This is a genomic window from Ruegeria sp. EL01 (genome assembly GCF_900313035.1).
Lineage (GTDB): Bacteria > Pseudomonadota > Alphaproteobacteria > Rhodobacterales > Rhodobacteraceae > Ruegeria.
Genome location: NZ_OMPS01000004.1, coordinates 159,719 through 174,886, shown reverse-complemented (window position 1 = coordinate 174,886; position 15,168 = coordinate 159,719). Strand labels below are relative to the sequence as shown.

The 15,168-nt window shown below is 57.7% G+C and carries 11 protein-coding genes; 8 read left to right on the top strand and 3 right to left on the bottom strand.

What is annotated here, in order from left to right:
* Positions 1 to 73 precede the first annotated feature (73 nt).
* From D9K61_RS03955 to D9K61_RS03930, 6 genes are all read left to right on the top strand, one after another.
* A complete protein-coding gene (locus D9K61_RS03955) occupies positions 74 to 1,369 on the top strand; it encodes an NtaA/DmoA family FMN-dependent monooxygenase (RefSeq protein WP_120631945.1) in 1,296 nt (431 codons plus the stop codon).
* A gap of 344 nt (positions 1,370 to 1,713) precedes the next feature.
* Positions 1,714 to 3,399 carry a (2,3-dihydroxybenzoyl)adenylate synthase gene (locus D9K61_RS03950; RefSeq protein ID WP_120631944.1) on the top strand — a complete coding sequence of 562 codons (1,686 nt, stop codon included), beginning with the start codon at positions 1,714 to 1,716 and terminating at the stop codon, positions 3,397 to 3,399.
* Positions 3,396 to 3,776: an isochorismate lyase gene (locus tag D9K61_RS03945; protein ID WP_254055668.1), complete on the top strand. Its 381-nt coding sequence runs from the start codon at positions 3,396 to 3,398 to the stop codon at positions 3,774 to 3,776. The genes D9K61_RS03950 and D9K61_RS03945 overlap by 4 nt, the downstream gene beginning before the upstream one ends.
* 231 nt (positions 3,777 to 4,007) lie before the next feature.
* The gene (locus D9K61_RS03940; RefSeq protein ID WP_254055667.1) at positions 4,008 to 5,099 is read left to right on the top strand and encodes an isochorismate synthase MenF; all 1,092 of its coding nucleotides are present in this window, start codon (positions 4,008 to 4,010) and stop codon (positions 5,097 to 5,099) included.
* 4 nt (positions 5,100 to 5,103) lie between these two features.
* Entirely contained in the window at positions 5,104 to 5,745 is a 642-nt protein-coding gene (locus tag D9K61_RS03935) for an isochorismatase family protein (protein WP_120631942.1), read from the top strand.
* Position 5,746: 1 nt separating this feature from the next.
* A complete protein-coding gene (locus tag D9K61_RS03930) occupies positions 5,747 to 6,520 on the top strand; it encodes an SDR family oxidoreductase (protein ID WP_120631941.1) in 774 nt (257 codons plus the stop codon).
* Here D9K61_RS03930 and D9K61_RS03925 read toward each other — a convergent pair.
* From D9K61_RS03925 to D9K61_RS03915, 3 genes are read right to left on the bottom strand one after another with little or no spacing between them, the layout of a single operon-like run.
* Entirely contained in the window at positions 6,487 to 7,194 is a 708-nt protein-coding gene (locus D9K61_RS03925) for a 4'-phosphopantetheinyl transferase (protein ID WP_120631940.1), read from the bottom strand. The genes D9K61_RS03930 and D9K61_RS03925 overlap by 34 nt on opposite strands.
* Complete coding sequence (locus D9K61_RS03920) at positions 7,184 to 7,414, bottom strand: phosphopantetheine-binding protein (protein WP_162946730.1); 231 nt, start codon at positions 7,412 to 7,414, stop codon at positions 7,184 to 7,186. The genes D9K61_RS03925 and D9K61_RS03920 overlap by 11 nt, the downstream gene beginning before the upstream one ends.
* 30 nt (positions 7,415 to 7,444) lie before the next feature.
* Positions 7,445 to 9,148 carry a (2,3-dihydroxybenzoyl)adenylate synthase gene (locus D9K61_RS03915; RefSeq protein ID WP_120631938.1) on the bottom strand — a complete coding sequence of 568 codons (1,704 nt, stop codon included), beginning with the start codon at positions 9,146 to 9,148 and terminating at the stop codon, positions 7,445 to 7,447.
* Positions 9,149 to 9,310: 162 nt separating this feature from the next.
* On the opposite strand from D9K61_RS03915, the gene D9K61_RS03910 reads away from it, so the two are divergent.
* On the top strand, positions 9,311 to 13,726 hold the full coding sequence (locus D9K61_RS03910; protein WP_120631937.1) for an amino acid adenylation domain-containing protein: 4,416 nt from the start codon (positions 9,311 to 9,313) through the stop codon (positions 13,724 to 13,726).
* A 44-nt stretch (positions 13,727 to 13,770) separates the two neighbouring features.
* Positions 13,771 to 15,141, top strand: coding sequence for a condensation domain-containing protein (locus D9K61_RS03905; RefSeq protein ID WP_120631936.1), 1,371 nt, complete (start codon positions 13,771 to 13,773; stop codon positions 15,139 to 15,141).
* The last annotated feature ends 27 nt before the right edge of the window (positions 15,142 to 15,168 follow it).

Sequence of the window (15,168 nt, the reverse complement as noted above, 5' to 3'; positions counted from 1 at the left end):
TTGCGCTCCTCATATTCCATAGTAAAAGAGTCGGCAATTAGAAAACCGGCTTTGATTTCAGGGGTTATACGGCATGGGCAAGTTGCATATTGGAATGTCACTGGCACCGACCTGGCTGAGCAGTGAGGCCTGGCGTCGCCCTGACAGCGGGATTGAGAACTATCACGAGCCGGGTTTTGCAGCCGATATCGCAAGGCGGGCCGAGGCCGCGAAACTGGATTTCGTTTTCCTGCCCGACACGCTGTATCTGGATCCTCAGGTTCTGGAGACAGGCCCGGGATTTTCCAGCATGGATCCAACGATGACGCTGGCAGCGATTGCGCATGAAACGCAGCGGATCGGTTTGTTGACGACTGTCTCGACAACGTTTCTTCCGCCTTACGTGGTGGCCCGTCAGCTACAGACGTTGAACCGTATCAGCCGGGGGCGCGTCGGTTGGAACGTGGTGACCGCACTTGGTGGGCACGAAAACTTCGGGCTAGACGCGATGCCCCCCGCTGAAGAGCGTTATGCGCAGGCCGCCGAGTTTGTCGCAGTAGTGCGCGCGCTATGGGACAGTTACCCTGATGCAGCGATCCTGAATGATCGTGATACGGGACGATATGCAAATGCATCGCTTGTTCAGCCAATTGATCATAACGGGAAAAAATTCCGGGTTCAGGGGCCGTTGAACCTCCCGGCCTGGGCGGGAGACCGAATTCCGCTGGTACAGGCTGGTGCATCCGAGGCAGGACAGAACTTTGCCGCCGCCATCGCAGATGCCGTGTTTGCGTCAACCCCGGACCGCGATGCAGCTGCGGCTCTTCGAACCTCCCTGTGTACGCGCGCCGAACGTCAGGGGCGCCCAGCGCATAACATCCGCCTGTTGCCCGGGCTGAGCCTGTATCTTGCTGACAACAAGTCCGAAGCCCGTGACCTGTTTCAGGCCACGCATGTTCGCGCTGATCGATCCCGTGCGATTGCCCGCATCCAAGCGATGATTGGCCTGGATCTGACTAATTGGCCGCAGGATTGCCCAATTGCGGCGACCTACCTGCCGCCTCTGCCTGCGCGGTGCCCCAGCCGCACCCATGCCGAATTGTTACAGCGGCTCATCCGGCGTGAAACACCTTCGCTCCAGGACCTATTGACACGCCCCGAGGTCATGGGGTCCGGGCACTGGCAAATTGTAGGCACAGCCCAGGATGCCGCCGAGGAAGTGGCGCAATGGTCTCAGGCCAGTGCCATTGACGGGTTTATTTGTGTCCCCGGGGGATCAGTCAGGTCCATGCACTTGACGCTTGATCAGCTGATTCCCGCATTGGTTGAGCGAAAACTCTTTCGATCAGATTATTCAGCAACAAGCTTTCTTGGGCATCTATCAGACTAGACATAATTTCTTTTATTATTATTTGCTTACGGTAAAATTATTGCAAGGACTTAAATCTCTGAATGTGCATTCATGCACGCATAAGGGTCTTTACAATCCAAGCTTATTGCTTCAGTAAACAACTTACTAAAAGAGTCGACTTTTACGCTCAGTGGGCGGGACGCCCGTAGTGAACTTTGTAAAATCTATGTTTCAATGGAGTAATCCACGCCTATGACCACCGTATCACCGGGCAGCATTGACCCGCGCAGGGCTGACGCCCCACTGCCTTAATCCACTATTCTCCGCAGGCACAAGTCGTCACGACTTTCCCACCGGATCCGACACTCCCTGGGAATCCTGACATGACTGTTTCTGCACTTGACTGGCAATCTCTTTGTCCCTTCTGGCCTGCTGACATTGCGCGACGGTATCGGACTGAAGGCATCTGGCGAGATGAGACCTTTTTTGGGTTTCTGGAGGACGCGCAAAACCGCTTTGGCGACAAACCGGCCCTGATCGAAGGCCAATGCTCATACAGCTACCGCGACCTCTACGCAGGCGCGTTGATACTGGCCCGCTCGCTTCATGATCTGGGCTTGCGGCGTGGTGACCGGGTTGTGTTGCAACTGCCGAACTCGATTGCCTTTGTGGAGTTGTTGTTCGCGCTTTTCCGTCTGGGCGTCGTACCGGTTCTGGCCCTGCCCGCACATCGCGACCGCGAGATCGGGCAATTTGCCGATTTCGTTCAGGCGCGGGCCTGTATTGTGCCCGAACTTTCGGGCGGGGACGATATGGTCGCTATGGCTGATCGGGTAAAAGCCATCGCGCCCTCGATCGAACACATCATTGTCCTTGGTGACGCCCGCGGGAATGTCAGCCTTGATGAATTACGAAACAAGGACACTTCACCGATCACAGGGTTAGGACCCTGGCCAGGCCCCGAGGCCGAGGATGTGGCCTGTTTTCAGATATCAGGTGGCACGACAGGTGTTCCGAAACTGATCCCCCGACGGCATATGGAATACCTCTACAACATCCGCTGCGCAGCCATGGCCAGTAACATGAACCAGAACACATGTTATCTGTGCGCGCTGCCGATTGCACACAACTTTCCTCTGGCATGTCCCGGTGTAATGGGTGCGCTGTCCGTCGGCGGCACAACCATCATGGCACCGGACCCCGGAGCCGAAACATGTTTCGCGTTGATCGACAAGCACCGCGTCAACATCACGTCGCTTGTCCCGCCTCTGGCAATCATGTGGATCGAAGCCGCGTTTTCGCGCGGACCGCTCTATTCGCTTAGGGTTTTGCAGGTGGGCGGAGCCAAGCTCAACCCGTCGAACGCGCGGCAGGTGGCCCCGAGGCTGGGTTGCAAGCTGCAACAGGTGTTAGGCATGGCCGAGGGGCTGATCTGTTACACCTCGCTGGATGACGATGTCGAACTCATCCACACAACTCAGGGCATGCCGATGTCCGAATGGGATGAGGTGCGCGTTGTCCGGGAAAACGGAACCGAAGCCATCCCCGGAGAAACCGGCGAGCTTCAGACACGCGGGCCCTATACCATCCGCGGGTATTACAACATGCCTGAACACAATGCCCGGGCATTTTCCGCTGATGGGTTCTATTGCACCGGGGATATCGTCGCGCGCGATCCACATGGATACATTTCGGTTGAAGGGCGAAAGAAGGATCAGGTCAATCGTGGCGGTGAGATGATTGGCGTTGACGAGATCGAGGATCTTTTGGTCACACATCCCGCCGTATTGGACGCCGCAGTGGTCGGACGGCCCGATGTACGCGTCGGAGAACGCCTGTGTGCGTTTGTCATTCCAGCGCCGGGGCGCGTGCTCAAAAGCCACGAGTTGCGACGCGAGCTGGGCAAAGCTGGGATTGCCGGTTTCAAAATCCCTGACGAGTTCATCTTTGTCGATGCCTTTCCACAAACCGGTGTCGGCAAGGTCAACAAGCGCGGCCTGCGTGACATGCTCAAGGCACAGCATTTCGGCGAACCCGACACCTCCGAACTGGTGGAGATGGCGGGATGACCTTAGCCACTTCGGAACAGCTGCACCCTGCCGCGCGAGATGCTGCAAAAGTGCGGCTAAAGCCAGACATACCAGAACCCGACGAAGTCAGCGGGTTGGACGATGTGCGTCAGGCAATCGATGCCATTGACGCGCAGATCATCGGATTACTCAGCAGGCGAATGGACTATGTGAAAGCCGCGGCCGACTTCAAATCGGACCTGCAGGCCGTTCCCGCCCCTGAACGGGTACGCGAGATGCTGAATGAACGAAGCGACTGGGCCAGTGCTTTGGGGTTGAATCCTGACTTTGTCGCGCCACTCTTCGCTCAAATCAGTGAATGGTTCATCCGCCAGCAAATCGCTCATTGGCCGAACCGCAAAAAGCGTCCGCGTTAAGGCGCATTCGATCAGGCGCCGCATAGGGCGTACCTGCAGCAGTTGCCAGCTCAAGCCAGCATTGCCAAACCTCATGTGCGCGGTCGATGGTCCGGCGCTTAACGAAAAGGGGCAACAAAAATGTTGTCTGTATCAGATCGGTCCCGTAGCTCAGTTTCCGGCAATTCGCCCGCGTGTTTCACGTTTCGTGGTGCGGGTCGGGTCGTCACTGCTCAAAGCGCATGTTCACCGGTGGCACAAGGAACAGTCGAAACGCTTGAATCCCGGCTGAACAAGGCCTTTTCGGATGTGTCCGATGATGTTGTCATTGGCGGCGCCCTGCCTTTTGACAAACGCCGCACAGATTGCCTGTGGGCCGCGCCTCAGACAACCTGTGCGGCTGGGTCGAGTTCCGAAGACGGCACTCAGGACGAGCCACTGCTGGCGCCGCGCGCCGAACCGCCGGTTCCCGTATTTGCCGATGCCGTGGCCGAAGCCGTACGTATCATGAAAGACGAAGAAGGGTCCCCCGACGCATTGCGCAAGATCGTTCTGGCGCGCACTTTGACGCTGGAAGCCAAACATCCCTTCCGGTCCGAAGCGATCTTGTCGCGGCTGATGAATGATCCTGCGGTCACGACATATCAGATCAGATTGCCCCAGGGCGAGGGTGATCCACATGGCCGCTATCTGATCGGCGCAACACCCGAGTTGCTGATCGGCAAGCAGGGGCTTCGCGTTTCGTCATATCCTCTGGCCGGATCGGCGCGACGGCACCAGAATCCTGTGATGGATTCCGATGCTGCAGGCGCGCTTGCGCGATCCGAAAAAGACAAGCGTGAACATGCGATGGTGGTCGAGTATATCCTCGACGTCCTGACGCCCTATTGCCGTCAACTGACCCGGCCCACCGGACCGGGCCTGACCTCGACCCGCAGCATGTGGCACCTTGGCACGCCGATCGAAGGTGAGCTGAGACACGATGATATCTCATCGGCCGTTCTTGCGGCCAAACTGCACCCCACCCCGGCGGTGTGCGGAGTTCCGTTGAACCGGGCCGCGCAACTCATCAAACAGCTCGAGCCGGTTGACCGCAACTTCTATGCCGGTGCTGCCGGTTGGTGCGATCCGCGCGGCGACGGGGCATGGTATGTTGCCATTCGCTGCGCCGAAATCTGCGGTCGACATGCCCGGCTGTTTGCTGGTGCCGGCGTTGTTCCCGGATCTGACCCCATAAGCGAAAGCGCCGAGACCGGCGCAAAATTCGGCGCCATGCTGGCCGCCTTGGGCTTGCCGCCTTTGGCTGGGCTGACCGGCACTGGCCAAGCCGGACAAAAGGAGTAACCGGATGGCACTGCCGAAAATTGCTGCCTATGATTTGCCGACTGTTCACGATCTTCCGGCGGCGCGCGGCCCCTGGATACCAGAGGTGCATCGCCTTGCCCTGCTGGTACACGACATGCAGCGCTATTTCTGCGCCCCATACCCGACAGATCGGGCGCCATTGCCAGAGGTGACGCACAACATCGAACGGTTGATACAGGCCGCGCGCCGCGCAGGCATTCCGGTGCTCTACACCGCGCAGGAAGGAGATCAGTTTCGCCCCGACCGTGGGCTGCAGGCTGATCTGTGGGGTCCCGGTATGCGGGACACCCCTGAGCATTGTGGCATCATCGACGCGCTTGCTCCGCAGAGTGAAGATGTCGTGTTGGTCAAACATCGTTACAGCGCGTTTCAACGCTCAAATCTGGAACATCTTCTGCGCGCGCGCGGGCGTGATCAGATTCTGATAACCGGGATTTATGCCCACATTGGATGTCTCGCCACCGCAGCTGACGCATTTCAACGCGATTTCGAGAACTTTGCCGTCGTCGATGCACAGGCCGATTTTGATCGCACGCATCACGAAATGGCGATGCACTGGGTCGCCTCAACCTGCGGCGGGATCGGCACTACCGATCAGGTATTGCAAGTCTTGGAGGAAAACTGAGATGCAACTGACCGGGTTTGAGAACCGACACGCCTTCGTGACAGGCGCAGCTGGAGGAGTTGGGCAGTCCGTTGTCGATGCTTTGCGCGCCGCGGGCGCTCAGGTCACAGCAACCGATACAGCCCCCGCACTGGCCACCATCGCCCCAAAGGATGGTGCCGGTACAAGATGGCTGGAACTGGATGTCACCAACGCACAGGGTGTTTCCGATTGCGTCACAGATGCAGAGAGCTATTTCGGGCCTGCTAAACTCGGCGTCCACGCAGCGGGAATTCTGAACACCGAACCGCTTTTGGAAATGTCGCCGGAAAGCTGGCGTTCCCTGTTTGCGGTCAACGCCGAAGGCGCTTTTCTGGTGGGGCGTACACTGGGGCAAATCATGGCAAATGGTGGCGGCGGCGCGATTGTCATGATCGGATCCAACGCGGCGGGTGTTCCACGAATGAATATGGGAGCATACGCGGCGTCAAAAGCCGCAATGGCAATGATGGCACGTTGCCTCGGTCTGGAGCTGGCAAGTCAGAATGTGCGTTGCAACATCGTTGCGCCGGGTTCGACCCTGACACCGATGCTGACGGGCATGTGGGCGGACGATACCGGGTCCGATAGGGTGATCGGGGGCAATCCGTATCAGTTTCGAACCGGTATCCCGTTGGGAAAATTGGCTCAGCCTCAGGATATCGCTGAGGCTGCTATGTACCTGCTGTCCGATCAGGCTGGGCACGTCACCATGGCCGACCTCTATGTGGATGGCGGCGCGACGCTCAGAGCCTGAGGCCCGGGAATATCAACCCGGGTCAGGATCGCCCCGCGAAATCGCACGTGCCTGAACGGCAGGCAGCGCCCTCGGGGCCAATCTGAACCCAAATCCCGGCACAGCCGCAGAGTGCCCTGCCCATCTTCATCACATGCGACAAGTACCGCATCCTGAAAACCGAACCAGACACGGGTCAGCGGGTAGAGTGCTTTAAAAAGGCTCTCTTTCGCCGAAAATGCCCGTGAGACATGCTCAGGGGAGACATCGCTGCGCAGCTCAGAATCTGTGAGTATCTGAGGCGCGAGCTTCATGGCCCTGCGGGTGTCCAATGGAGGCTCAATATCTACCCCCAGACCCAGATAGTCGATTTGCTTGCCCACAAGAGCGACAGCATGTCCTCCACCGTGGCTGATCGACCCGACAAGACCGCTGGGCCAGATCGGCGCGCGATCATGGTCCGTATCAGGGATCAGCGACTTGCCCGTTAGCGCCCGGATAGACTGACGCGCGGCGCAACGTCCCGCCAGGTATTCGTTCCGACGCTTGGCAGCGGCGCGCCCTAGCCTGTCCGGCAGGCGCAGCGACTTGTCGTGATAGCCCACTTGCCGCCATGAAAAAACGGCTGACCCCGAGGCATCTTTCCAGGGCCAGCCTTGTATTTCCGCAACGGGTAAGAATGCGTCAGGCTGCACTTTGACGAGTCGAGATCAAACCCCACCAGGCATCTATCGTGGGATTACTCGCCAGTTCCTCAAAGGAAACAACGACGCCCTGCGCCTTGAGTTCGGTTGCAAGCTCCATCACCCGGATCGAGTCGAGCCCAAAGTAGATCAGGCTTTCGTCGGGTGCGATATCTTCTTCGTCCTCGATGAGGCCGCGCACGCGTGTTTCAAGCCAGTTTCTGTCCAGCATGTTCATGTCCTTTTCTTACGACAATTGAATTTAGAGCGTTTCGGGGATCGGAATCTTGCCGGCGTCTGACCTTGCGAAACCGTCAGACAGCGATTTGCGCAATGCGCGCTTGTCGGTTTTTCCAACTGCGGTCAGGGGCATTCTATCGATAAACCGCACGCGATCGGGCAACTTGTAATCAGCGACACCCAGTTTGATCAGGTGACGGCGCAGCTCAGCGGGCCGCAACGCACCTTCAGCTACGATGAAAGCGCAACTCTTTTCTCCCAACAAGAGATCGTCAATCGCGACCAGTGCCGCTTGATTGACCTGCGGATGACGCAGCAGCAGCGTCTCGATTTCCTCGGCTGCGATCTTCTCACCACCGCGGTTGATTTGGTCTTTCACCCGCCCCACAACCCGTAAATGCCCGGAGGGCAGGCGTTGCACCAGATCCCCGCTGAAATAAAACCCCTGATCGTCGAAGGCGTTGGCATTTGCATCTGGGCTCTGGAAATAACCACGGAAGGTATAAGGGCCGCGAGTGGCCAGCATACCCGTCTGACCATCGAGAACGTCGTCACCATTTTCGTCTACGACCCGCACCTCGTCATCATCACTGATCGGCCTGCCTTGCGTCGTGAAAATAATCTCGGGGTCATCGTCCAGCCTTGTATAGTTCACCAGACCTTCGGCCATGCCAAACACCTGTTGCAGGGTGCAGCCCAACACCTTAGGGACACGACGCGCCTCACTTTCGGCGAAGGATGCACCGCCAACCTGAACCAGTTTAAGGGAGCTGAGGTCTTGTTCCTGCGCAGTTGGGTCGGCCTTTGCCTGTTCCACGGCGCGCAGCCACATCGATACTGCCGAGGGAACCAATGCAGCCATCGTGACCTTATGGCGCGCGATGATCGGAAAGCAGATTTGCGGGTCTGGATTGGGGGCCAGAACAACCGTGCCACCTGCGTGAAACACGCCAAGCGCGCCGGGTGAGCTTAACAGGAAATTATGCGGGGCGGGCAAGGCGCACAGAAACCGAGTGCTCGGTGAAAGACCGCAAATCTTGGCGCTGGCCCGAATGCTGTAGTCGTAATCGTTGTGGGTGCGCGGGACCAGCTTGGGTGTGCCGGTGCTGCCTCCGGACAGCTGAAAGAAAGCGACTTGGTCAGGATCTGTCGGACCGGGCTGAGGCAGATCATCACCAGCACCTGACAGGGATTCTACGTTCGGGCCCATCCAGTCATCAAGGCTTTGGTCTGCCGTCTCAGCACTGCGGAACAATACTGTGTCCAGACGACCGGATCGAGCCTTGAGCGATTCGACATATTGGTTGTCCCGGAACAGAGGATGACTCCGGTCGACGATCAGCAAGCTTGGCTCAATCTGATCTGCATAGGCGTTCAGTTCGTTCTGCTTATGGGCGAACAATGCATTCACCGACGCGATGCCAGCTTCGAGTAATGCCAGAAGGGTAATGTAGAATTCGGCGCTATTCGGAAGCTGCACCAAAGCGGTATCGCCACGGCCAAGCCCCGAAGCCGTAAGTCGCCGCGCAAGGGCCATAAACCGCTGCTCAACCTCGCCGTAACTTAGGCTGCGAGAGCCGCAGATAATGGCCGTGAGATTGGGTTGAACGCGGGCCTGATGGCGCAGCCCCCGTGTCAAAGGCTGATCGATCCAATATCCTTTCGCACGGTAGGAGCGGGTCAGGTTTTCTGGCCAGTGTGTTAGTTTAATTGGTTGTTTTAACATGATATTAATTCAAACTTTGTCCGCGGGAAACCGGTGGGTCTTTGAAAGATTCGAACGACTGCTGCTGGCCTTCGGTAGTTATCAAGTCCCCGCACTACCACGATCCGATTATCAGTGTGTGTGTATTGACGAGCTCAAATACTTGAGTATTTTTGTCGTGAAATGTCAACCACCTTAGAGGACTTCATTTTGGACCTGACTTCGATGCAAGCCGCCTACTGGACGGGCGGCCATTCGGCTGCAGCCTCAGATGGTGTTGTCGCACACCTATACAGCGAGTTTGATGGGCCACTTGTGGATGTCGAAACGCTGAAAGCGAGTGTGCAGGCTCTGTACCAACGTCACCCAATGCTCCGGCTGGCAGTAGCCGCGGACGGGGCCGCGCGAATTGCCCCAGTCGACGAGAGGCACGGGCTGAACCTGTCCGATCTGCGTCACCTCAAAGGGTCTGGCTTGACGTTGGAACTGGACCGGATTCGCACCAAAAAAACGCATCAGCGCCTGTCGCTGGAAACCGGTCACGGGGTCGAGTTTCATCTCAGCATGTTGCCGGGCGAAAAACAGAGACTGCATGTGGATATGGACATGATCCCGGCAGATCCGTCCTGCTTTGGCATCGTAATGGATGACCTTGCCCGGATCTATGCCAATGGCGGTCGCGATCAGTTGCCGCCGCTGCCGAACTATGTCGCATTCGGCAGAAAAACGGCGACGCGGCCGGAGCATTTCAGAACAGATCGGGCCTGGTGGGCAACCCGGTTTGACGCGCTGCCCCCCGCCCCTGAATTGCCGCGCCCGACCGGCGCAACAAAGACGCCACGCAGTTCCCGCTTGTCAAAATGGATATCTGCTAAGGATCGCACCGCGCTGCAATCCGTCGCAAACTTTGGCGGCGTGACACTCTCCAGTCTGATGTCGGCCCTGTTCGCAGCCAGTTTGGCGCGTTCATTGAACACAGACCAACTGTGCCTCAATCTGCCCCGATTCCATCGCCCGGCGGACGCGGCAGGATTGGTCGGCGACTTCTCGGATCTGGGGCTTTTGGGCGCCCGGATCCACGCAGATGACAGCCTGAAATCTCTGGCTTTGCGCTGCTGGGTCGAAATCCAAAAGCAGCTTTCGCATACGGGGTACCCGGGCCCTGCCCTGTTTCGGGACCTGTCCCGCCACCGCGGCACCGTACAACGCATGCCGGTGGTCTTCACGGCCGGGTTGGCGACGGGCGACACGCCAATCCTGTCAGACGCGGTCGCTGCAACATTCGGCGATCTGGTTTGGGTGATATCTCAGGGCCCGCAGGTCGCGCTGGATGTTCAAGTCGCGCGGATACAGGACCGCATTCTTGTTAACTGGGACATACGCGAAGACATGGTTGACCAGAGTTGGATGACACAGGTCTTTGACACTTTCTGCGATGCGCTCATTCGTCTGGCAAACAATCCCGGAATTGTGGAACAACCGCTAAATACCTGGATATCGGAACCGGCCGGAGCGGCGGCACCAATTGTCGGCATGCCTCTAAAGCCTTTGCAAAAAGCCTACCTGCTGGGGCGTGGAACGCAGCTGCCCTTGGGCGGCATTGCAATGCAGGATTTTGAGCTGTTTCGCGGAACGATGCCCTTGGACCTATTGCGCACACGACTGACAGCGGCGGTGCGTTCCAATCCAGCATTGCGCACATATATCGACATACCATCGCTGACCCAGACGGTTCGGCCGGAACCTGTTTTGAACCTTGAGGTTCTGGATTTTTCAGCGTTGAGCCAAGCCGAAGCTGAAACGCGGCTCTCAGATCTGCAGAACCACTGGTCACATGCGATCTTTCCCGATGAGCAGTCCCCCTGGGGCCTGATTGCGATCGCGATGCCCGACGACGAACTGGTCGTAATGACTCGCTTTGATGCGCTCATATTGGATGCGCATTCGATCTCGGCAATTCTGAGATATCTGTTTGCACCCGAAGTAAACACCGATGCACCACCAGCACCGGTTGCGACCGATGAGGACCTTCCGGAACCTGATCGGCGCGCTGCCGACGCCGAATACTGGCAGCACAAACTCAAAGCAATCTCTGGTCCACCGCGCCTGCCGTACCGAACCCCGCCTGAACAAATTGACCAATCCCGCTATAGTCGGCAGACCCTAACGGTTCCGCGTGGTCAAGTCCGGGATCTGATGCGGCGGGGCGCACAGGAGGGGCTGTTTCAAAACGCAATGTTGACGGCCCTGATTCTTGAGGTTCTGGCGCGCTGGACCAGCGACCTGAATCTGTGCGTGGCTGTGCCGGTTTCACCCCAAGGAGGCGGATCGTCATCCGGCAACACCTCATCCTTTGTTGCCCTGACCTATGATGCGTGTGAGGGCAGCTTTGCCGATCGAGCCACACAGGTTCAGAGGGATATACTGGAAGGCTTGCAGCATACCGCGTTTTCCGGAGTGGATCTGAACCGAATGCTGCTGAACAGAAATGGTGGCGCAATAGCGCTGCCGGTGGTGATCACAAGCGGGCTGAGCTGGCCCACCCAGCACCCGGACAGCCCGATGCGGTATCAGGATGGCCTGACGCCCACGCCGCAGACGGCACTGGACATACGTCTGACTCTGGACGGCAAAAGAAACCTGGTGCTTTCCCTTGATTACGCGCAAGACGCCTTTTCAGCAGAGATGATGTCTGACCTGCTCGGTGCCATCGATCGTGCAATTCTGTCTGTATCGAAGGCCAAGACTCTGACTCTGGGCGCCTCTGACTTTACAGATCTGGCCCACTACCGCCTGAACGATCAGACCAAGCCGTTCGAGTGCTCAGGCTTTCTGGAACGTATCGGAACACGCCTTTTCGATGGCCGATCAAACGCGACCGCCCTGATCTGCAACGGCGAACACATCAGCTATGATCAACTGGGAGAGTCCGTACTGGCGACAATCGCAGGTTTGCGGGAAATGGGGCTGAAACCAGGTGATCTTGTCGCCATCTGCCTGCCCCGCAGCCGCGACCACGTCACCCTACAGCTCGCCTGCGCATTGGAGGGCATTCGATGGGTGCCGATTGACGCCGGATCTCCGGCGGCACGTCTGCAATACCTGCTGGACGCCTGTATGCCCGATCTTGTGGTGGCCCGACAGCCGACAGACAATCAAAACTGCATCACACCACAAGCCCTGCTTGCACATTCGACGAAAGACGTGAGCCCACCCGACGAAGACGCATTGCGCACGCGCAGCAGCTCGGCGGAACCCGCCTACTACCTGTTCACCTCCGGCTCGACGGGCAAGCCAAAATGCGTTGCGGTTAGCAACCGAGGTACATCGAACACTCTTGGTTGCACATTGGATCATTGGCAGGTCGATGATCGGGACGTTTTGATTTCAGTCACACCTCTGCACCATGACATGTCCGTGTTCGATGTGTTCGGAGCGCTGACGGCCGGGGCAACGCTGGTTCTGCCTGCGGAAGGTGAGGAAAAGGATGCCATTCGTTGGGCCCAACTGGTGCGGGATCACGCGGTTACGATCTGGACTTCGGTTCCTGCAATCCTGGAGATGTTGCTGGCCTGCAGCCGCGAGGATGATCTGCGATCCTTGAGACTTGTTGCCCAGGGCGGTGACTATATCAAACCAACGACAATTTCGTCCCTGCGCAGAACTGTTCCCGATGCAAGGCTGATCTCGCTGGGTGGCCCAACCGAGACAACCATCTGGAGCATCTGGCACGATATCGGGCCCGAAGACCGCCAGATCATTCCGTACGGCCGCCCGCTAAGGGGCTGTCGGTACTTTGTCTGCAACGAACTGGATGAGCATTGCCCGACCGGTGTCACGGGCCGGATACACACGACCGGCGTCAACCTGTCTCCGGGGTACGTGGTGGACGGTGCGCTGACACAGACCGATTTCGTGACCCTGACCGATGATCTCGGCCAAGATCAGCGTGCCTTCAAAACCGGCGATCAGGGGTATTATAGCGCCGACGGAACCTTGATTTTTGCCACCCGGGTCAACGGCTATGTCAAAATCCGAGGCGTACGTGTTTCGCTTGCCGATGTGGAAAACGAACTGAGCGCTCATGACAAACTAAGTCACGTCGCTGTCGTCGATCTGCCCGAGGCAGAAGGCCGCGAGGCAACCTTACTTGCGTTATGCGTGGCGAAGGAACCGGTCCCGCCAGAGACATCGGAATTGCGCACCTTCGCGCGCAGGCACCTGCCGGAAACCCACGTCCCCAGCCGCTTCATGATGGTTGATGCTCTGCCATTAAACGCTAATGGCAAACTTGACGGCAACCGCGCCCGTGAGCTGGCAAGGCAGCCAGAAAACACCGCAGCAAATGACAAAGCCGTCGGGGGTGCTCCATCAGCCACACATCGCATTCTGGACATCTATTTGTCAGTTCTTGATCGCACCGCACCACCGGACTTGTTGGAAGACAGCCCTCTGATCTCGCTGGGTCTGAGACCATCTCATCTGACCGAGATTGCCCGCAGACTGAATTCGAGTTTTGACGCCTCGGTCACACCCGGAGCTTTGATCAGCTGCAGAACGGCAAGGCAGGTCTCGGACCTGGTAGCGCGTGCCGCCTGACGCTCGAATCAAACGCGGAAACGACCAAATTTTAAGGAAGCAAAATGCCCGATATTACTGATCTCAAGCGTCTGATGCCGCTGACATTGGCCCAGAAGGACTTCTGGGAGGAATTCACTTTCCACCCCGACCTACCCGTTTCAACCGTAGCGCATTTTGTCGAAATGAAAGGGCAGGTTGACGATGATGCGCTGAGTTGGGCCATTCAACAAACCTGCGACGAAGCCGAAACCCTTAGCGTGCGGTTCCACACTGTGCCTGATGCGCCCTTCCCAATGCAAAACTGCGACCCGGAGTATCGGCCTGTTTTGCGGCGGCTGGATCTGCGCCGTGAAAAAGACCCACGGCACCAGGCGCTGCACCTGATGCATCAGGACATGGACAAGGTGATCGATTTACGCTCACAGCCCTTGTCCCAGCAATGGCTGCTGCACCTGGGTGACGACCACTGGATTTGGTATAATCGGGGTCATCACATCGTTCTGGACGGCTATAGCATGCTGCTTCTGGAACAGCGGGTGGCGCAGCTTTATCTGCACCGGTTGGGTAAATCTGAACAAGGTACAGCCTTCCGTTCGTATTCCAACTTCATCGACGAAGACCTGACCTATTCCGACGGCGCCCGCTACGAGTCGGACCAGGCATATTGGAAAGATCGCCTGTCCGAACCAGGTCATTTGGAAGTCCTGGAAAAAGGTGGCGAGGATTACGGGGTCGAAGGCCTTTGGGGTGAATGCCCGATTTCTGCTGAGACTGAACAGGGGCTGTTGTCGCTTGCCAAAGAGACCGGTCTAAGCTGGCCGGACATGCTGGTGCTCATTTCCGGCGCTTACTTGTTGCATCGCATTCCCGAGGCTGTTTCAAGTAAGGGATCGGATCGGGTCTTGCCGGTCTGGTTGCCTTTCATGAGCCGCATGGGAAGCGTGAATGCTCTGATCCCCTCGCTGGGGGTAAACATCCTGCCCTTCTATCTGAAAACCGGGGCCAGTGGGGAAGATCTGAACAGCTTTCTCAAGCGTTCCGGTCGTGAATTGCGCCAGATGCGCCGTCACGGTCGGTATCGGGTCGAGCAAATTGCGGCCGACCACGGGATAGGATCGGGAAAACGGTTTTTCTTTTCACCTCTGATCAATGTGATGCCATTTGAAGAGCCAGACATTCACGGATGCGACAGCAAACGGGTCGTTCTCTCGAACGGACCTGCAGATGGCTTCAACCTCACATTCCGGGCAAACAGCCAGGGGCACGAGATGAAATTACAACTGGATGCAGATCCGGCTCTGACCAGCCAAGCCGAGTTTGACATGCACCTGCGCGCGCTACCCGAATATTTGAGCCGAGCTATCCGTCCGGAAAGCCCGTTACAACCGATCGAAGACCTTGTGCTGGGTGCCCGCGAAGCCACGCTGGCCTGAAGAAAAAGAGGCGCTCAAGGGCGCCTC